The following is a 19,962-nucleotide window of genomic DNA, read 5'->3' as shown; positions in this document are numbered from 1 at the left end:
AATGGCAACAACTGATCTTTCAGCTTATAAGCCACTCCATATAACAAATGCCGATGAAATGATTATCGGCATTGTTTTTTCTGAGTGGAATGATTTTGTAACTCATAACCTTCGTGACGGAGCAATTGAAACTCTGAAAAAGGAAGGTCTAAAAGAAAATAACATCCATGTATTTCCTGTTCCGGGTGCTTTTGAGCTAAGCTATGCTTCTATGCAGCTTGCAAAAACCGGGAAGTATGATGCAGTCATTGCTATTGGGTGCGTAATCCGTGGAGAAACGGCTCATTTTGACTACGTATGCTCCGGAGTGACCCAAGGTATCACCAATATCAATTTAATGACAGATACACCCGCTATCTTTTGTTTATTGACAGATGATAACAAAGAGCAGTCTATTGCCAGAAGTGGCGGTGCATTAGGAAATAAAGGTATTGAAGCTGCCGTTACAGCAATGGAAATGGTTGAATTCAAAAAGAACCTGGGTAAATAATCTCAGCCTCTATAAAAATAAAAAGGAGCCTTTCGGCTCCTTTTTATTTTTTTACTTTTGGATTGTCTATATATGCATCTGTAGCATAAGGTGTGTGTGTCTTTCTGCTTCCAAAAAAGGTTAAATCTGAAAAAGAAGAAACACTATTATTTTTTATTGAAGCAGATAGCTGCGCTTTTGTACTTATTCCGGTAATTTGTTCTATAGCTTTGGCTAAGTCCGGATCAGAAGTATTACCAAACTCTTTAAGATTTCCAAAATATTCTATCGGAGCGGTTCTTATATTGGGAACAAAACCCCCATTTTTATTAGTTTCGGTAATTGCAGGATGGGCATCATTCCTGGAATTCCAGTAAGCAAAAACAATTGGCTGCATAGTCCAATTATGTGATTTATTAAGATCACTAGCATTACGGTTTATATAATCTGTACTTGGTGAATCATATAATGTAATAGAGCCAACAAACTTTCCGTAAGTAGTCTCACCAATAGTAATAACCTTCCCTTCCATATAAGGTCTTAGTGCATCAATAGTTAATTCACTGGCAGATGCAGTTCCTCCAGTTGTAAGGATGCAGATTTTATTAAGATTCCCTAGTGTATTAATGTCAACTCCCGGATTAATTTGAACTCTAGAATCTGTTTTACTATAAAGAGGTACTTGACTTTTCATAAGCTCCGGTCCACTATATTTTGTGTGCTTATCATTATACTGTTCAATAACGTAAGGCTGACCTACTTTCCCCGTAATCATTGTCCCAAGAGCCACAGCAGTTTCTACAGAGCCTCCTCCATTATATCTTAAATCTAATACTAAGTCTGTAATATTAGCCTGTTTCATTCTTCCAATGGCATCATTCAACTCACCGTTAAAATCGGATTTAAATGCGTTATATACTAAATAACCAATCCTTTTCCCTCCAGAATTAATTACAGTATCAAAAGCTACTGGATTGTCGTTTATTTCACTCGAAGTTAGATTAACTTTTCTTTTATCTCCATCAGCTATTGGATCTGAATTGCTATCCAAACCTTTAACTTTTTGTACAGTAACACTAAATGAATCAGCAAACAGGCCACTGTAGTTATTTACCGTAAGTGGAGATCCGTTAACTTCCAGAATTGCATCTCCTCTCTTTACACCTTCTCGGTCTGCCGAAGAACCAGGAACAACATAATTAACAATACCTATAAGATTTTGATCATTAGGTTTTTTTAACCATGCATTAAATTCTAAACCAGTAGTTTTAGTAATAGCCGCTCTTATACTTGCAGATCTTTGGATTACTCCGTTCTGTTCAATCCAAGAAAAACGATCTACTACTTTATATTGGTATAAAAAACTATAAAATAGTGCATCCGGAGTTTTTGCATTTAAAGTACTTGCATACTCAGTAGAATTTTTAAAGTTATCAGCGAGAACAGGAACATTTTTCTGCCAGTAATACCATGAATTTAATCCTTTCCAGACAAAATCATTCTCAGCTTTTACACTCACAGTAGTACCACCTCCATTTGTATTATTATCGGTTGTAATAGTATCTCTGGAACAGGATGTGAAGGATAATAACCCTATTAGAGAGACTAAGGATAGTTTATTTAAATTTTTCATATAGAATAAGTTATAATTCGTGTTTAGTAATATTATTTATGCTTAGGTATGGTATATACATCAGTACCAAAAGGAGTCATTGTTCTTTTACTGGCAACAAAAGAATCAGCTCCGGAAGCAAGAGAGTAAGCTCCACGGCTTCTTGTAGAAGCAACTGCACTGCCTGAAGGTAGCTGGAGCTCTCCTGTAATTAATTTTATGGCCCTGTCTAGGGCGACATCTGATCTGTCTCCGAATTCTTTAAGTTGTCCGAAATATTCTGCAGGTTGCACCGGATATCGGGCCGGTAACCCTCCCCCAGGACCTAAAACAGGAGCAACGCGATCCTTATTATAATATGCAAATGTAATAGGCTGTAATGCCCAGTTATGAGACAAGTTTCTACCTACCTCAGAATACATTGATGGCGAATCATAAATCGTATTAGACCCTACAAATTTACCATAGGTTTCCTCACCTACTGTAATTACACTAATATAACGACGCAGACAGTCTATTGTCAATTCACTTGCCGATGCTGTTCCTCTGCTTGTCAGGACATAAACATTTGTCAGATTCAGACTATTTCCATAAGAACTTAGTGGCTTTATTTCATTCCATTGTGCAGCCTGCTTTTTATTAAAATCCAAAAATACAAAAGGAGGAGATTGTGAAAACTGTCCTGTTATTAAACCACCAAGTACCGCTGCTGTATTTACAAAACCACCACCGTTATATCGTAAGTCCAAAATAAGATCTGTAACTCCCTGGCCTTTTAAATCCCCAAATACTGTAACAAGCTCACTATCACTACTTTGAAAGGCATTATAAACTAAATAACCAATCTTTTTATTTCCTTCAGTAAAAACCTGTTGAGCAGCAACAGCATGCTCTACAAGATTATCCACAGCTGTAAGTGTAATTGCAGGCTTTTCACCGGTAGTTGTTATTACACCAGAGCTAGGATCTCCACTAGCACTCTGCGCAAAAGTAACACTAAAACTATCGCTTAATAGCTGACCGTAATTAAAATTATTAAGAGTAGCTCCGTTAACTCTTGTAATAACATCTCCCCTTTTAATTCCTGCTGTATAAGCTGGAGAATTTGGAACAACATAATTCACAATACCCACTTTTGTATCTCCGTTCGGAACTTTAGCATAAATTGTAAAATCCATTCCGTTACTTTTAGATACTCCATTAGAATTTGCCAACTGTTTGTCTATATCCGATATAATCCATGAATTCCTGTCCACTATAGTATATTGGTAAAGAAGACTATAAAATAAAGCATCTGGGGTTTTACTATTGATGGTACTCACATATTGTGCTGAATTTTTAAAACTGTCGGCAAGTTCTGGAACTTTTTCCTGCCAATAATACCAGGAATTAAGCCCTCTCCAAACAAAATCATTCTCCTCTTTTGCCTTTTCAGGTTCAACAGGATCCGGATTATTTCGGTTACATGAAGTAAGCAGCATAGCTCCGGTAACAGAAACAAACAATAATTTATTTATAAATTTCATATTTTTCAGGTAGATTTGTTTATCTTAAATCCAAAATTAAAAGTATGAAAAAGAGATTAATATACAGCTTATTTTTTTTAGGCGCTTTACTTTTCATTTGTGAATCTTGTAAGAATAATGTTGCTAATGATACTAAAGAAGTAAAAAATGCAACTTATAAAATGTACGACATTAGTGGAGAAAGAGGTTACAATGTTAGTTTCGATGTTACCGGTAACGGAGCGGAACCTGTTGCCGTGGTGATTAACCGAATCAGAAAAGAAATAAATCAATCCGATAAAAAAGACAATACTTACCACATTAATGTCATTGCCGAAACCAGAAAAATACATGGTTACAGACCACAGGGAACATCACAGGAAAATGGTGTTATTTACAAAGTAAATTATACAGAATATTTCAAACCCGTGAAATTTACATTAAAATAAGCAGTATATCTGCGAGGAACATTCAAAATGTTCCTTTTTTTGTCTAATTTTGGGATATAAAACTATTTCATGTATCTAAAAAGGTTACAGCCATTTTTCTGTCTTGGGGCATTGTATATTCTGGTGTCTTTTATTTTAAGATTCGTTTTTATTTTCCATCCTATTACAACGAGTAATTTTAGTATTTGGGAATGTACTAAAGTGTTGTCTATAGGTTTGGTTAATGACTTTTTTATATTTGTCCTCGCCAGCTCGCTATTCGTTCTTTATACGCTTTTCCTTTCAAATGCTAAATACGACAAACCCTGGGGAAAGATAATTCTTGCCATTTTTGTTCTGGCAATATTATATGTGGCTTTTTATCCCAACAATATTTTTAAGCAGTATGGGGGTTCTGTCTCGGAGATTGTATTGGCTTTTTTAGGTATCAAGACACTATTATTTGCCTTAATGCTTTTCCTTCCCAGAAAGAGATTTGCGATCAGAAATATTCTGTATTTCTTTACAATTTTCCTATATGTATTGCTTATTATTTTCAATGCAGTTAGTGAATATTTCTTTTGGAATGAGTTCGGGGTACGCTATAACTTTATTGCTGTAGACTATCTTATCTACACCAATGAAGTAATTGGTAACATTATGGAATCCTACCCTATTGTTCCGCTATTCTCAGTAATTATTGCCGTAACTCTTATTATTAGCTGGTTTTTTTATAAAAAGACAAAAGATAACCTTGTTGAACTTCCCTCTTTTAAACAAAAACTTGTTCTATTATTCTCTTATCTGGTATTGGCAACAGGTTGTTATTTTTTAATAGCGCCATTTCAGAAAATAAGAGACGACAATAATTTTGCCGAAGAGATTCAGTCTAACGGATTATATAAATTCTATTATGCATTTACGCATAGTGAACTGGATTACTTTAAATTCTATCCGACATTGGCCGAAAATAAAGCGGAAAAACTATACCTGTCACAGTTTGTTCCGCCAACTATGCCAAGGCCTATTAATAGTGATTCTACAGAACAGCATAAGAATGTGGTTTTGATTTCCATAGAAAGTCTTTCAGCAGATTTTATGCAGCATTACGGAAATAAGGATAAGATCACCCCTTTCCTGGATAGTCTGGCTAACAAAAGTTTAATGTTTACCAATCTCTACGCTACAGGTAACAGAACAGTTCGCGGGTTAGAGGCACTTACACTGAACATTCCTCCAACTGCCGGAGAAAGTATTGTAAAAAGAGAAAATAATAAAAATAAATTTTCCACGGGAAGCCTTTTCAAATCCAAAGGCTACAATGTGAAATTCCTATATGGTGGCTATAGCTATTTCGATAATATGGAAGATTTCTTCAAAGGAAATGGCTATGATATTGTCGACAGAAACAACTTTAAACCAGAAGAAATAAGCTTTGCCAATGTTTGGGGTGTTGCAGATGAAGATATGGCTAAGAAAGCTATTCAGGTAATGAATCAGGAAGCCCAGACAGGAAAACCTTTCTTTAATCACTGGATGACAGTAAGTAATCACCGTCCGTTTACCTATCCTGATGGTAGAATTGATATTCCGGGAACAGCAAAATCCCGTGATGGAGGTGTTAAATATACCGATTACTCTCTCCGAAAGTTTTTCGAGATGGCTAAAAAGCAATCCTGGTATAACAATACAGTCTTTGTTATTGTCGCCGATCACTGTGCATCCAGTGCAGGTAAAACAGAGCTTCCAATGGATAAATACCGTATTCCTGCTATGGTTTACGTTCCGGATGGATCTGTACAACCTCAGCAATTTGGTAAACTAATGTCACAAATCGATTTAATGCCAACTGTATTTGGGCTTTTAAATTTCAATTATACTTCAAAATTCCTGGGACAGGATGTTCTGAAACCGGCTTATATACCGAGAGCTTATGTAGCAACTTATCAGGATCTGGGCTACATAAAGGATAATTATTTAACCATTATCTCTCCAACCAGAAAAGTAAAACAATACCAGTTACAACAAAAACCTTCAGACCTGCCGCCCGAGTTTAATATTTATTATGAGGAAATACCGGTAAAACAGCCAAAGCAACCATTTGTAGATGAAACGATTGCTACTTATGAAACGGTTTCCAAATGGCTGAAGGAAAATAAACTGAACAGATAATTTTGTACTTTTAACATCACAAAAAACAATAAAAAATGAAATGGACTGACGAAAGAGGAGGAAATGTAGAAGACCGCCGCGGTATGGGTGGTGGCGGAATGATGGTTGGCGGTGGCTTAGGCACTCTGATCATTGCCGCTATTATATTCTTCCTGGGCGGAGATCCTTCTGCTATACTTAATTCCGGAGGCTCTGCAACTCCTGTACGTACAGAACAACGCCAGCCATCCAGTGAACAGGATAAACAGCTCTACGAACTGGTAAGCATGCTGGATGCATGGAATACTAAGACATGGACACAAATCTTCCAGGAAAACGGAATGAAATATGTTGCTCCCAAAATTATCATGTTCAGTAACAGTACAAATTCCGGATGTGGTCCTGCTCAATCTGCCATGGGACCTTTTTACTGTCCGGCAGATCAATCTGTATATATAGATATGAGCTTCTTTAATGAATTACAATCCCGATACGGAGCCAAGGTAAGTGAATTTACAGTTGCTTATGTTTTAGGACACGAGATAGGGCATCACGTACAGACTTTATTAGGTACAACACAGAAGGTAGATCAGCTAAGAAGAAGTGGCCGTTACTCGGAAGCAGAGATGAACCGTGTATCTGTAGCTGTAGAGTTACAAGCCGATTTTTATGCTGGTTTATGGGCTAAAAAGAACAACGAACGCGTTCAGGGAGGAATACTGGAGCCAGGAGATATAGAATCAGCAGTAAGTGCAGCACAGGCTGTTGGAGATGACAATATTCAGAAGAGATCTTCAGGATATGTGAATCAGGAAAGCTTTACACATGGATCATCTGCACAACGTGTCGAATGGTTTATGAAAGGTTACAATACCGGCGATATAAAACAAGGCGATACTTTCAACGCTTTATTACGATAAATAAAAATCCTGCGCTTGCAGGATTTTTTTATGGCACCAGTCCAAATATTTTTGCATCTACAAATCTTCCTTTTTCAAAGAAGAAATCTTTAAGCAATCCTTCTTCTTTAAAATTCAGTTTCAACAACAGCCTCTCTGAAGCAAGATTATCGGGATCCGTAAATGCTTCTACTCTATGGATGTTCATTTCTGAAAAAGCATAAGGAAGGATAGCTGCTATCGCTTCTTCCATGTAATGTTGACGCCAGTATAAAGGGTTCAGTTCGTACCCCAGCTCTATTTTAAAATGCTCATGAGCCCAGTTATGATAACCACAGGTTCCAATCATCTTACCACTATCTTTTAGCTGAATTGCCCAGCGGATTCCTTTTTTATGTTCAAAGTTTTTGTTGAAATCCTGAATTAGTACCTCTGCCTCGTCAATCCCTTTAAAAGTATACAGATCATAATACTCTGTAACCTCATCTTTTGAGAAATATTCAAACATATCTTCCGCATCCGCTAATGTAAGCTGACGCAGAATAAGTCTTTCAGTTTCTAAAACAGGGAATTCCATTACTTCAGATGTTTAAAGAATTCCCACATGATAATACCTGCACATACGCTTACATTCAGTGAGTGCTTTGTGCCCAGCTGAGGAATTTCAATAAAGCCGTCACATAAAGCCAAGGCCTCATCCGATACACCATCTACTTCATTTCCCATAATCACCACATACTTCTCGTCTTTTGAGATTACCTGCTCATTCAGAGCTATACTCCCTGTAGTCTGTTCTATCGCTAAAATTTTATACCCTTCGGACTTCAATTTTTGTAAAGCTTCGGTAACATCTTTTTCATAATACCAATCCACACTTTCGGTAGCTCCTAATGCTGCCTTATGAATCTCGCGGTGTGGTGGCTGCGGCGTAATACCACATAATACGACCTTCTCTATAATAAAGGCATCAGCTGTTCTGAATACTGCTCCTACATTGTTCATACTACGGATACTATCCAACAGAACAATCACCGGAATTTTTTCCGATTGTTTAAAGGTTTCTATATCTACTCTGCCGAGTTCTTCCAGTTTTAACTTCTCTACCATGAAACTTCATTTTTCGGCTACAAATTTACAAAAAAGCTTATGGTACACAGGCACATTCCGGAATCTAAAATACCAGAAGTACAAAGTCATAAAAATATAGAAACGAGTTTTACAAAGAACAAACTTTCAAAGCCTGAATTTAATCCTTAAATTTGGAACCTATACCTATAAAAAATGGCGAAAGAAAAGAAGGAAACTCCTTTAATGGGACAATACAACAGTATAAAGGCAAAATATCCGGATGCTCTTCTACTGTTCAGAGTTGGCGACTTTTATGAAACTTTTGGACAGGACGCAGTTAAGACATCTCAGATATTAGGTATTGTTTTAACTAAAAGAGCAAATGGCTCTGCATCTTATATAGAATTGGCCGGCTTCCCACATCATTCATTGGACAGCTACTTACCGAAGTTAGTTCGTGCCGGAATGCGTGTTGCTATATGCGACCAGCTGGAGGACCCGAAAATGGTTAAAGGCATTGTAAAACGAGGGGTTACCGAACTGGTGACTCCAGGGGTTACGTTCAATGATCAGGTTCTGAATGCCAAGCGAAATAATTTCCTTCTGTCGCTTCACAAAGAAAAAGAAAAATACGGAATAGCATTGGTGGATATTTCTACCGGTGAATTTCTGGTGAGCGAAGGTAATCTTGAAAAATTACTCCACATTGTCAACACCTTTGATCCTAGTGAGATTATTCTTCAAAGAAGTACCGAAGTTCCTGTTGTTTTAAAAAACAGAAATACATTCAAACTGGAGGATTGGGCATATCAGTATGATTATGCTTACGAGAAGCTTACACAACATTTTAAAACCAAATCTCTAAAAGGTTTTGGTATAGAGGATCAAAAACTGGCAATTGTAGCCTCAGGGGGTATTTTTGCTTATCTGGTAGAAGATACTCATCACAGTCTTCTGAACCATATCACCAAGATACAGCCTATTCCTCAGGAAGATTATCTGATGATGGATGCTTTCACCCTTCGCAATCTGGAAATTGTATTTTCCAGTCAGCAGAAAGGGAAAAGCTTACTCGACATCATCGATAAAACCTCAACTCCAATGGGCGGAAGATTACTTCGCAGAAGACTAATCCTTCCCCTTAAAAATATCAATGAAATTAACCGCAGACTAAGTCTTGTTGAATTCTTGAACAAAGAAGATCAGCTGAAATATGAAATTTCTTTAAGGCTTAGAACTATTTCCGACCTCGACAGATTAATGGGTAAGTTGGCGGCCGAAAAAATAAGTCCTAAAGAACTGGGATATCTTCGTCAGTCTCTGGAAAGCATTCAGGAAATCAAAAAATTACTGATTCCACATCCGGATGTTCTGGCATGGCTGGATCCTTTAAATGATCTGGATGAAATTCTTCAGTATGTATACCAACACCTGAATGAGAAACTTCCTGCATACCTTAACAAAGGAAATGTAATAAAAGAAGGTGTTTCCGAAGAATTAGACCGACTGAGAAACCTTCAGTCCAAAGGTAAAGGCTTTTTGGATGAGATGCGCGACCGTGAGATTGAACGTACGGGTATCTCAAGTCTTAAAATAGATTTCAACAATGTTTTCGGCTACTTTATTGAAGTAAGAAATACTCATAAAGACAAAGTTCCGGAAGACTGGATCCGTAAGCAAACACTTGTAAATGCGGAACGTTATATCACCGAAGAATTAAAGGAATATGAAAGCCAGATTCTGGGAGCCGAAGAAAAGATTTCACTACTGGAAACACAATTATACCGTACTACCTGCGCTTATCTACTACAATATATAGATCTTATTCAGGAGAATTCTGCTTTAATTGCTCAACTGGATTGCGCATTAGGTTTATCCGAGCTTTCCGTACAGGAGCAGTATACAAAACCTGTTCTTAATGATAGCTTTGTAATCAGTATATCGGAAGGACGCCACCCTATTATAGAAAAGTCTTTGCCTTTGGGTGAAAAATATATTCCGAATGATATCTACCTGGATCAGGACTCACAACAGATTATTATGGTTACAGGTCCCAACATGGCCGGTAAATCAGCCATATTAAGACAAACAGCTATTATCTGTCTCTTGGCTCAGATCGGCAGTTATGTTCCGGCAAAACATGCCGAAGTGGGATTACTCGACAAAATATTCACCCGTGTAGGAGCTTCAGATAATATTGCAGCTGGTGAATCTACCTTTATGGTTGAGATGAATGAGGCTGCCAATATTCTAAATAACATTTCGGATCGCTCACTAATATTACTGGATGAGATTGGACGTGGTACAAGTACCTACGATGGAGTTTCAATTGCATGGGCAATTGCAGAATATCTGCACCAACATACAACAAAGCCTAAAACACTTTTTGCGACGCATTATCATGAGTTAAACGAAATGACTGTAAACTTTGAGCGGATTAAAAACTTTAGCGTGAGCATTCAGGAAAATAAAGGAAATATTATATTCCTGAGAAAACTAATCCCTGGCGGCAGTGAGCATAGTTTTGGTATTCATGTAGCAAAGCTTGCAGGTATGCCTTCTAAAGTTGTTCACCGCGCAGAGGAAATTCTGAAGACACTGGAGGATTCCAGAGCACAAGGCGGTTCATCTGAAAAAATAAAAAGAGTTACCGAAGAAAATATGCAATTAAGCTTCTTCCAACTGGATGATCCTGTTCTGGAAAATATTCGTGAGGAATTGACTAAAATCGATATCAATACTCTTACTCCTATTGAAGCTCTGATGAAGTTGAATTCTATCAAAAAAATGATAGGCAGTTAAGGAAATGTATATTAGTAATGAAGTAGTTGAAATTTTAATTGTCATTAAACCTAAAAGGTAATCTATAGTTAGCCGCAACAGGCTGACCATTTTCAAGTCTTACTTTTATTTTTGTTCTAATGCGCTTTAAAGTTTTAATTACTTCATCATTAAACTTTTGGTTATCTCCTACTGCACTAATTCGGGTCATACTTCCGTCTTTCTCAATTGTAAAAGAAAGAACACAAGACAAGTCGCCTTTCCCTACAAAATTACGTGTATTAAAAGACTGGCTTAAATCCCTATAGAAAGTGGTGAGATTATCCGGTGATTCTACCTGCCGAGTAACCGTAGGTGTATTCTTTACTTCCTGAGAAAAAGCAAAACCGGAAAATAAAATTGAAAAAAGTAAGATATATTTGTGACTCATAGAACAAATGTAACAAAATGAAATTCAACCTCTATTATTTTATTGCCACAATTATCCTGTTCATCACAGAAGTCCTTATAGCTACTGTTTTCAAAGATTTATTCTTTGTCCGTGCTTATCTGGGTGATGTTCTGGTAACTATTCTGATTTATACATTTGTAAAAAGCTTCTTTAACATCAGTCCCGGAAAACTATTGATCGGTGTTTTCATCTTTTCTGTTTTTATAGAAGTATTACAATACTTCAACATAGCCGATTTATTAGGATTAAAACGCGGAAGTATTGCTTACATTGTTGTAGGAAACAGTTTTAGTTGGATTGATATAATTTGTTATGGCGCTGGTTGTTTAATTGCCTTTGTTGTTGAAAGGTTAAGGAATTTATACCCCGCATAATTTAATTTGTACCTCGGCTCTTTGTTTACTAGTCGTTGTTTGTTTAGACTTCTACGGAGTTACAAAAAATACACCTAAATAGGTTGATAAGGCACTGCGAAAATTTCTTTCAGGTATCCCATTATCTCAGAAAAAATGCCATATCCTCCCATGATAATAAGGAAAATCCCAAATAAAAAAGCTTGTATTCTTTTTGCGTCAGAGTAAGGGTCCGACCGTACCTCTTTATCTTTATCTCTTCCAAACCACACCATAAGTAAGCCAACGCCTATCATAAAAATGCTAACAAAGTGCTTTTCCATTTTAATTAATACAGGAGAATGTATAAGCTATTTAAAAACAGAGTTTATCATATAGTAAAAGTATAATTTCTTATGGAGTGAAATACATATTTCTTTAGTAACTTCTATTTCGCATTCAAGTCCTGCGCAATTAACCATGCTTCGCTCCAGCATGCCTGAAAGTTAAAGCCACCAGTAACTGCATCGATATTCAGTACTTCTCCTGCAAGATAAAAATTCGGGTACTTTTTACTCTGCATCGTTTTGAAATCTATTTCCTTCAGGTCTACCCCTCCGGCTGTTACAAACTCATCTTTAAAAGTACTCTTCCCTTTTACCTGCATCTTGTTTTGACAAAGACTTTCTAAAATCTGCTGAACTTCTTTATTACTTATATTTCCTAATTGCTTTTGCGGATCGATGTTGTTAATATCCAATAAATGGTTCCAGAAGCGATTGGTGATATCAAAAATTTTAGATTGCCCTACGCTTTTCTTAGGATTATCTGCTTTAAACTGATTCATAATATCTTCAGCAATTGAAATATCAATACCTAAAAAATTGACAACAACATCAAAATTATAATCCATTGCGAATAATTCCCGCGCGCACCATGCAGACAATTTCAGCACAGCTGGTCCGCTCAACCCCCAGTGGGTAATTAATAATGGTCCACTTTCTTCTTTCTTTAATGCCGGAAGTTTTACCCATGCATTTGGAAACGAAGTCCCCATTAATCCTTCTATGCTTTTATTTTTGATATTGAAAGTAAACAATGACGGAACAAGGTCTACAATTTTAAAATCCAAAGGCTTTAAAAGCTGATAAGATTTTGGTGAACTTCCGGTGCAAAAAACAACCAGATCTGCAGTAAATTCTTCAGAAGATGTTGTAATTACCCATTGTTCTCCTTGTTGCTCAATTTTCTTAACGACTTGTTTAGTCGAAATTTTTGTTCCGTTTGCAATTACAGCATATGCAAGGGCGTTCATTATGCTTAATGAAGAATTACTTTCCGGAAAAATACGGTTATCATCCTCAATTTTTAGCGCAACTCCACGCTCTTCAAACCAACCCATTGTATCCCCCGGCTGAAATTTTGTGAAAACACTTAATAATTCCTTATTTCCTCTCGGGTAAAAAGAAGTAAGTTCACGAGGATCAAAACAGGCATGAGTAACATTACATCTGCCTCCGCCTGAAATTTTCACTTTTTGCAAAACATCTGAAGCCTGCTCCAGAATATGGATATCATATTTTTTTCCATCTACATTTGCTGCTGTAAAAAAGCCAGCAGCCCCACCTCCGATAATAACAAGTTTTTTATTTTCCAGATTCATAGTAATACAATGCAAGGCACAAAATTACAATTTTTATAAACCATCATTTATCCTTAATTTTGAAGATTAGATAAAAATCATCAACAAAGTCTTTTTTTCATTAAAAATTCAAAATAAACATGTCTGTATATTATCATAAATTTGAAGTAAGATGGTCGGATATCGATGCCAATCGTCACTTAGCCAACTCATCTTACGTAATGTATTGTGCCCAAACCCGTATGGCCTTTATGAATGCTCATAACATGGGTGTATCCAAGCTGGTTCATTGGGGAATTGGACCTGTAATTTTGAATGAAGAATATTCTTTCTTTAAAGAGATTACGGCAGATCAGACAGTATATGTAAGCCTGGAAATTTCCGGAATGTCTGAAGACAGCTCTATTTATTCTTTCACTCACAAGTTTTATATGCCAGACGGTACTCATTGTGCAACATCTAAAGTTACAGGTGTATGGATTGATATGATGCTCCGTAAAATGACAACTCCACCAGATGATATTCTGGTAAGTTTACTAAAATACAAGACTGATCAAACGGAACTGTTGACCAAGGAAGATTTAAAAAAACTTTCTAACCGTCCGGAAAATATAGATCCATCTGTTTTTAAATAATATTATGTTAGAAGATAAAAAACCTCAACTAACCCCTGTTTCCCAACTTGGAGAATTTGGGCTTATTAAACACCTTACAGAAAACTTCCCATTGGAAAACTCTTCTTCGGAATTAGGTGTAGGAGATGATGCCGCTGTTATAAATCCAGAAGGAAAGAAAGTAGTTGTAACAACAGATATTTTAGCCGAAGGTGTACACTTTAACCTTGGATATGCTCCACTAAAGCACCTGGGATATAAAGCTGTAGTTGTTAACCTGAGCGATCTTGCCGCAATGAATGCTGTACCTTCTCAGATTCTGGTTTCATTGGCTGCATCTAACCGTTTCCCGGTAGAGGCTTTTGAAGAATTGTATGCTGGTATTGCTCTGGCATGTCAGCATTATCATGTAGACTTGGTAGGTGGAGATACAACAAGTTCCAATGCCGGACTTGTAATGAGTATTACCGCAATAGGCTTACAGGACGAGCAGAAAATTGTTAAAAGATCCGGAGCCAAACCAAATGACCTTTTGGTTGTAACCGGAGATCTTGGTGGTGCCTATATGGGATTACAAATTCTGGAAAGAGAACATGCTGTTTACTTGGCAAATCCGGATATGCAACCTGAAATGGAGGGCTATGATTATATTCTTCAGCGTCAGCTGAAACCTGAGGCCCGTACAGATATAAGAACAACTCTGGAAGAAATGGATATTGTACCAACGTCTATGATTGATATATCGGATGGCCTTGCTTCTGAAATTCTTCATCTTTCAGATCAGTCTAAGGTAGGATTCCATCTGTATGAAGAAAAGATCCCTATGGACACACAGATGATTAATACTGCTGAGGAACTTAATTTTAATCCGGTAATTGCTGCACTTAATGGTGGAGAAGATTACGAATTATTATTTACCATCAGTCCGGATAGCTATGATAAAATAAAGAACCATCCCGATTTCACTATTATCGGTCATGCTGTAGAAGCTAATCAGGGCAACTATATGGTTGCAAGAGGTTCTAACGAACTTATAAAACTTACCGCTCAGGGATGGGATGCCTTCCTGAACAAAGGAGAATAACTACAATTAATATAACAGTGTAGCAATTTATTGTTACACTGTTATATTACTATATTATCCTATATAAATCTTCCCTTTTTATTTCCTAAGAATGCCGCAATTTGGCTTGGTCGAATAAGTTCATCTATATTGATTCCGATATCTTCTTTTGATATGACCGGCTCTTTGTAATTCTTTTCGTCGAATTTATAAAGGCTCCATTCACCATTATGATATTCAAGAGCTGTCAGATTTTCTATCCAGTCTCCAGAATTCAGATACCTTACACTTCCTTTCTCTGTTTCTATCATTTTGTCCACAGGCTGGTGAATATGTCCGCAGATCACAATATCATACTTATTTTCTATAGCCAGTTCAGCAGCTGTCTGTTCAAAATCTGCAATAAACTTTATAGCCTCTTTAACGCTATTCTTTACTCTTTTGGATAATGAAATCTTTGATTTGCCAAATAAGCTGAAAGTATAATTAATCGCCCGATTCAACAGGATAAGGAGATCATAACCTTTTCCGCCGAGCTTAGCCATAAATTTTGCATAGCCTTTCGTCGTATTATCGAATACATCTCCGTGAAAAACCCAATGTTTTTTTCCGTCCAGCTCAAATAATAACTTATCCGTCAACCATATTTCTCCCATTTGGGTATCAGAATATCTGCGCAGAAATTCATCATGATTTCCTGTGATATAGACAATTTTTGTCCCTTCCTTCAATAATCGAAAGAATTCGTTTATAACTTCCATGTGAGAGGCCGGAAAATATCTTTTTGAGAATGCCCAGCCATCTATAATATCACCATTAAGTATCAGTAAACGAGGCTTTATGGTTTTTAAATAAGAAATTAACTCTTTTGCATGGCAACCATAGGTTCCCAAATGCACATCTGAAATAATAACAACTTCACTGTTTCTCATTGTAACAGGGTTTTGACAAAATTAAAAACCTGAAACATATTTATGATTAAGGAATTATTAATACTTCTTTACGTTTTAGTTAATAAAAAAGAATAAAAGGTCCTTTTGAAAAAGAAAAATTCAAAAAAATAGCGGGCAATTACCCGCTATTCTTATTTTTCTGCCACTAACTGTACAAGGTGTAGTATAACTTCTGTTGCCTTAGACATCGACTGCAACGGAACATATTCATATGGTCCGTGGAAGTTATGACCCCCGGCAAAAATATTAGGACAAGGTAGTCCCATATAAGATAATTTTGCACCATCTGTTCCTCCTCGAATAGCTTTGATATCTGGTGTAACACCTGAAATCTTCATCGCCTCCTCAGCAAAGTCAATAATGTACATTTTATCTTCAATATGTTTACGCATATTCAGATATTGCTCTTTAATCTCTACTTCAGCGGTTCCTTCTCCATGTTTTTGGTTGAATTCTGCAACCTTTTGTTTTAAGAACTCGTTACGCTGCTCGTATTTAGTATCATCGTGATCGCGAATAATATATTGCAATTTAGCTTCTGAAACATCAGCTTTAACATCTGTTAAATGAAAGAAACCTTCATAACTGCGTGTTGTTGCAGGAGTTTCATTTGCCGGAAGACTCTGAATAAATTCAGCTGCCAATAAACCAGCATTCACCATTTTACCATAAGAATAACCAGGGTGTACACTTAATCCATGAATCTTTACGACTGCCCCGGAAGCATTAAAGTTTTCATATTCCAACTCTCCTATCTCTCCACCATCCATCGTATAAGCCCACTCTGCATTGAAATGTGCAACGTTGAATTTGTCAGCACCACGCCCTATTTCTTCGTCTGGTGTAAAACCAATAGAAATACGGCCATGCTCGATCTCAGGATTTGCAATTAAATATTCAGCTGCTGTTACAATTTCTGCAATACCAGCTTTATCGTCCGCGCTTAAAAGAGAAGTACCGTCAGTTGTAATAATAGTCTTTCCTTTATAGTTTGCCAGCTCTTTGAATTTGGTTGAGGAAAGTGTAAATCCTGTTTCTTTGTTCAATAGTAAATCACCACCGTCATAATTTTCCCATACAATCGGCTTAATACCTTTACCATTAAAGTCTGGTGAAGAATCGAAGTGAGACACAAAACCAATTTGAGGAACTTCCTTATCTAAGGTAGAAGGAACGAAGCCATATACATATCCGTTTTCGTCTTTAGAAACATCTTCCAGACCAATTCTTTGTAATTCCTCATAAAGATAATTAACCATATCCCATTGTTGTTCCGTACTTGGCGTCTTCTCACTTTCCGGATCACTTGTTGAATATATTTTCACATAGGTTAAAAATCTTTCTAAAAGTTTTTCTTCCCATTCCTTATTCAATTCTACTTTATTCATTCTACTATTTTTTATTTTGCCTCTTTCAGCAACTGTTATTACATTCTGTGAAGACCTCTTTTATCCTATTAACTTACAGATTCTTTGAGGTTTTCATACTTTTTGTTTGTGTTGAACAAATTTATATATTTATAGAACGAATGACAAATTTTATGAAGCCCTTGTTTTTCAGGGTTTTCCTAATAAAAGTTTTAGAATATGTTTATAACAGAATGCCCCAGAGATGCTATGCAAGGCTGGCCGGAACTTATTCCGACTAACAAGAAGATCGATTATATAAACAGCCTGATGGATGTCGGCTATGATATTCTGGACTGCGGCAGCTTTGTGAACCCCAGAATGGTTCCGCAGATGGCAGATAGCGGTGAAGTTGTAGACAACATTGATAAAAGCAGGTCCAATACCAAACTTTCTGTGGTTATTGCCAATTTCAGAGGTGCCGAAAAAGCTTTAGAACATGAAAAGATAGACTACCTGGGCTTCCCTTTTTCTATCTCAGAAACCTTCCAGCACAGAAATACTAATAAAAGCAGAGAAGAAGCTTTTACAGAAGTACAGCGAATCTTTGATCTGACTAAAAGTAAAAACAAAGACCTTATTTTATATTTCTCTATGGCTTTTGGTAATCCTTACGGAGAAATGTGGAAATGGCAAGATGTGGAAGAATGGGCACAGCGTTTTAGCGATATGGGAGTAAAGACAGTGATGCTATCCGACACTACCGGAGTTTCGGACGCAGAGACAATTGCTCTTCTATTTTCCAAAATTCCACCTCTGTTTCCGAATATAGAATTCGGAGCCCATTTTCATAACCGTTATGAAGATTCCTACAAAAAACTAAAAGCAGCTTATGATAATGGCTGCAGACGTTTTGACACTGCAATTAAAGGGATTGGAGGTTGTCCCATGGCTAAAGATGAACTTGTCGGAAACATGCCTACAGAACAGCTTATTAATTTCCTTCAGGTCGAAAAAATTGACAACAGGCTAAACCTGTTAAACTTTGAAAGTTCTTACAATCAGGCAAAAGATATCTTTCATTTTTAATTTAATGTAAAATCGTATAAAGATATGACATCAGCAATAAAATATATAGGCCAGCTAAGATGCGAATCTCAGCATTTGCAATCCGGAAGCATCGTTATTACAGATGCTCCAACAGATAACCACGGACAAGGTGCGGCATTTTCTCCAACAGATCTTTGTGCAACTTCATTAGGACAATGTATGCTTACCACTATTGCTATTCTGGGAAAAGCTAAAAACATCAATATAGAAGGAGCAACTTGTGACATCACAAAAGTAATGAACCCGGCTCCGCGTAAGATTGCAGAGATAATCTGTGATCTAAAATTCCCGACAAATTACAGTGACGGGGAAAAGCAATTTATTGAACAAACAGCACTAAATTGCCCTGTTGCATTAAGCCTTCACCCGGATGTTAAAAAAACGGTAAGTTTCACTTACGGATAAAAATAAAAGAGCCTTCATGTGAAGGCTCTTTCTATATATAAAAATAGTTTATTACGGACTATAACATCCCAAGTTCAAATCGAGCTTCTTCGCTCATCATATCTTTTGTCCAGGTAGGTTCGAATGTTAATTCTACCGAAGCTTTTGTTACTCCTTTTACGATACCTACTTTTTGTTCTACTTCCAACGGAAGAGTATCCGCTACCGGGCAGTTAGGTGCTGTTAGTGTCATCAGTACTTTTACTTCTCCTGTTTCGCTAATCTGTACATCATAAATAAGCCCCAGTTCATAAATATCTACCGGAATTTCCGGGTCAAAAATAGTCTTCAGAACTCTTATGATATTATCTCCGATTTCTGCTATAAATTCGTCTGTATAAGGTGTCTCCATTATAAATTGTCTCCTGTTTTTAGTTTTCACGCTGCAACAAATCCTCTTGCCGCATCTTCCTGAAAACGTTGCACAAAGTTAAGACATCTTTTTCACAATACACACGAATACGTTCTAAGTCTTTTTCTATATAATAAATTGATGCGACCATAGATCCGTCTATGTCATCTTTAGGAGTCGGAACACCAAATATATGTGCCAGCAATTCTAACGAAACAAAATTTTTCCAGTCTCCGAATTTCCAGAGTTCCATGGTATCAATATGTGGAATTTCCCACGGCTTCTTACCAAACATTTGTAACGGAACCGGAGGCTGCATCTGATTAATCAGCATTCTTCTGGAGATATAAGGGAAATCGAATTCTTTTCCGTTATGTGCACATAGTACAACCTGATTCATTCGTGGATTGTTGAACATTTCCCCGAACTCTATCAGCAATTTTTTTTCATCGTGCCCACTAAATGAATGAATTTTCAACTTTCCGGATTTTGCCAGCATTCCTACAGAAATGCAGACAATCTTACCAAACTCAGCCATTATGCCGCCTCTGTCTTCATAAAATTCATCAGCTGAAACATCTTCTTTTCTTTGAAACCGCGTTTTCTTATCCCATAGTTTCTGTGTTGCTTCATCCAAGTCGGACCAGTTCCCAGCCTGTGGTACTGTCTCAATATCTAAAAAAAGGATTTTTTCAAAAGGAATATTCTGAATCATTTTGTATAATTTTCCGCCAGCGTGAAA

Annotated in this window: 21 protein-coding genes; 10 read left to right on the top strand and 11 right to left on the bottom strand. The window is 36.8% G+C overall.

Annotated features, from left to right (window positions below):
* Window position 1: 1 nt before the first annotated feature.
* Window positions 2-490, top strand: coding sequence for a 6,7-dimethyl-8-ribityllumazine synthase (ribH, locus tag ATE49_RS17640; RefSeq protein WP_065083139.1), 489 nt, complete (start codon window positions 2-4; stop codon window positions 488-490).
* Window positions 491-533: 43 nt separating this feature from the next.
* Here ribH and ATE49_RS17635 read toward each other — a convergent pair whose 3' ends face one another.
* Both ATE49_RS17635 and ATE49_RS17630 read right to left on the bottom strand, forming a co-directional pair.
* Window positions 534-2,102, bottom strand: coding sequence for a S41 family peptidase (locus tag ATE49_RS17635; protein ID WP_065083138.1), 1,569 nt, complete (start codon window positions 2,100-2,102; stop codon window positions 534-536).
* Between the two features lie 32 nt (window positions 2,103-2,134).
* The gene (locus tag ATE49_RS17630) at window positions 2,135-3,607 is read right to left on the bottom strand and encodes a S41 family peptidase (protein ID WP_065083137.1); all 1,473 of its coding nucleotides are present in this window, start codon (window positions 3,605-3,607) and stop codon (window positions 2,135-2,137) included.
* A 44-nt stretch (window positions 3,608-3,651) separates the two neighbouring features.
* On the opposite strand from ATE49_RS17630, the gene ATE49_RS17625 reads away from it, so the two are divergent.
* The 3 genes from ATE49_RS17625 (at window position 3,652) to ypfJ (ending at window position 7,085) form a co-directional block, all read left to right on the top strand.
* On the top strand, window positions 3,652-4,035 hold the full coding sequence (locus tag ATE49_RS17625) for a hypothetical protein (RefSeq protein ID WP_065083136.1): 384 nt from the start codon (window positions 3,652-3,654) through the stop codon (window positions 4,033-4,035).
* A gap of 69 nt (window positions 4,036-4,104) precedes the next feature.
* The gene (locus ATE49_RS17620; RefSeq protein ID WP_065083135.1) at window positions 4,105-6,186 is read left to right on the top strand and encodes an LTA synthase family protein; all 2,082 of its coding nucleotides are present in this window, start codon (window positions 4,105-4,107) and stop codon (window positions 6,184-6,186) included.
* Window positions 6,187-6,221: 35 nt separating this feature from the next.
* Window positions 6,222-7,085, top strand: coding sequence for a KPN_02809 family neutral zinc metallopeptidase (ypfJ, locus tag ATE49_RS17615; protein WP_065083134.1), 864 nt, complete (start codon window positions 6,222-6,224; stop codon window positions 7,083-7,085).
* 28 nt (window positions 7,086-7,113) lie between these two features.
* Here ypfJ and ATE49_RS17610 read toward each other — a convergent pair whose 3' ends face one another.
* Both ATE49_RS17610 and ATE49_RS17605 read right to left on the bottom strand, forming a co-directional pair.
* The gene (locus tag ATE49_RS17610) at window positions 7,114-7,641 is read right to left on the bottom strand and encodes a GNAT family N-acetyltransferase (protein ID WP_065083133.1); all 528 of its coding nucleotides are present in this window, start codon (window positions 7,639-7,641) and stop codon (window positions 7,114-7,116) included.
* On the bottom strand, window positions 7,641-8,171 hold the full coding sequence (locus ATE49_RS17605) for an RNA methyltransferase (protein ID WP_065083132.1): 531 nt from the start codon (window positions 8,169-8,171) through the stop codon (window positions 7,641-7,643). The genes ATE49_RS17610 and ATE49_RS17605 overlap by 1 nt, the downstream gene beginning before the upstream one ends.
* Before the next feature lie 174 nt (window positions 8,172-8,345).
* On the opposite strand from ATE49_RS17605, the gene mutS reads away from it, so the two are divergent.
* The gene (gene mutS / locus ATE49_RS17600; protein WP_065083131.1) at window positions 8,346-10,934 is read left to right on the top strand and encodes a DNA mismatch repair protein MutS; all 2,589 of its coding nucleotides are present in this window, start codon (window positions 8,346-8,348) and stop codon (window positions 10,932-10,934) included.
* A 34-nt stretch (window positions 10,935-10,968) separates the two neighbouring features.
* Here the strand turns inward: mutS and ATE49_RS17595 are convergent, their stop codons facing one another.
* Window positions 10,969-11,343, bottom strand: a complete 375-nt coding sequence (locus ATE49_RS17595) for an energy transducer TonB (RefSeq protein ID WP_065083130.1) — start codon at window positions 11,341-11,343, stop codon at window positions 10,969-10,971.
* 17 nt (window positions 11,344-11,360) lie between these two features.
* On the opposite strand from ATE49_RS17595, the gene ATE49_RS17590 reads away from it, so the two are divergent.
* On the top strand, window positions 11,361-11,738 hold the full coding sequence (locus ATE49_RS17590; protein ID WP_065083129.1) for a ribosomal maturation YjgA family protein: 378 nt from the start codon (window positions 11,361-11,363) through the stop codon (window positions 11,736-11,738).
* Between the two features lie 74 nt (window positions 11,739-11,812).
* Here ATE49_RS17590 and ATE49_RS17585 read toward each other — a convergent pair whose 3' ends face one another.
* Both ATE49_RS17585 and ATE49_RS17580 read right to left on the bottom strand, forming a co-directional pair.
* Window positions 11,813-12,040, bottom strand: coding sequence for a hypothetical protein (locus ATE49_RS17585; protein WP_090347011.1), 228 nt, complete (start codon window positions 12,038-12,040; stop codon window positions 11,813-11,815).
* 104 nt (window positions 12,041-12,144) lie between these two features.
* Window positions 12,145-13,359 carry a BaiN/RdsA family NAD(P)/FAD-dependent oxidoreductase gene (locus ATE49_RS17580; protein WP_065083128.1) on the bottom strand — a complete coding sequence of 405 codons (1,215 nt, stop codon included), beginning with the start codon at window positions 13,357-13,359 and terminating at the stop codon, window positions 12,145-12,147.
* Between the two features lie 119 nt (window positions 13,360-13,478).
* Here ATE49_RS17580 and ATE49_RS17575 point away from each other — a divergent pair, with 119 nt between their 5' ends.
* Both ATE49_RS17575 and thiL read left to right on the top strand, forming a co-directional pair.
* Entirely contained in the window at window positions 13,479-13,973 is a 495-nt protein-coding gene (locus ATE49_RS17575) for an acyl-CoA thioesterase (RefSeq protein WP_034869905.1), read from the top strand.
* A 4-nt stretch (window positions 13,974-13,977) separates the two neighbouring features.
* Entirely contained in the window at window positions 13,978-15,036 is a 1,059-nt protein-coding gene (thiL, locus tag ATE49_RS17570; RefSeq protein WP_065083127.1) for a thiamine-phosphate kinase, read from the top strand.
* Window positions 15,037-15,095: 59 nt separating this feature from the next.
* On the opposite strand, the gene ATE49_RS17565 is transcribed toward thiL, so the two are convergent.
* Both ATE49_RS17565 and pepT read right to left on the bottom strand, forming a co-directional pair.
* Window positions 15,096-15,947, bottom strand: coding sequence for a UDP-2,3-diacylglucosamine diphosphatase (locus tag ATE49_RS17565; protein WP_034869902.1), 852 nt, complete (start codon window positions 15,945-15,947; stop codon window positions 15,096-15,098).
* Window positions 15,948-16,099: 152 nt separating this feature from the next.
* A complete protein-coding gene (gene pepT / locus ATE49_RS17560; protein WP_065083126.1) occupies window positions 16,100-17,356 on the bottom strand; it encodes a peptidase T in 1,257 nt (418 codons plus the stop codon).
* 198 nt (window positions 17,357-17,554) lie between these two features.
* Between pepT and ATE49_RS17555 the strand changes: the two genes are divergently transcribed.
* On the top strand, window positions 17,555-18,403 hold the full coding sequence (locus tag ATE49_RS17555) for a hydroxymethylglutaryl-CoA lyase (RefSeq protein WP_065083125.1): 849 nt from the start codon (window positions 17,555-17,557) through the stop codon (window positions 18,401-18,403).
* Window positions 18,404-18,427: 24 nt separating this feature from the next.
* Window positions 18,428-18,829 (top strand): OsmC family protein, encoded by a 402-nt coding sequence (locus ATE49_RS17550; RefSeq protein WP_065083124.1) that lies wholly within the window; start codon window positions 18,428-18,430, stop codon window positions 18,827-18,829.
* A 58-nt stretch (window positions 18,830-18,887) separates the two neighbouring features.
* Here the strand turns inward: ATE49_RS17550 and ATE49_RS17545 are convergent, their stop codons facing one another.
* On the bottom strand, window positions 18,888-19,220 hold the full coding sequence (locus ATE49_RS17545; protein ID WP_009086500.1) for an SUF system Fe-S cluster assembly protein: 333 nt from the start codon (window positions 19,218-19,220) through the stop codon (window positions 18,888-18,890).
* Window positions 19,221-19,239: 19 nt separating this feature from the next.
* On the bottom strand, window positions 19,240-19,935 hold the full coding sequence (locus ATE49_RS17540) for a 3'-5' exonuclease (RefSeq protein ID WP_065083123.1): 696 nt from the start codon (window positions 19,933-19,935) through the stop codon (window positions 19,240-19,242).
* Window positions 19,936-19,962 lie beyond the last annotated feature (27 nt).

It is taken from the genome of Elizabethkingia miricola, assembly GCF_001675285.1.
Lineage (GTDB): Bacteria > Bacteroidota > Bacteroidia > Flavobacteriales > Weeksellaceae > Elizabethkingia > Elizabethkingia miricola.
The sequence above is the reverse complement of the archived record's forward strand: the minus strand, read 5'-3'. Positions and strand labels throughout refer to the sequence as shown.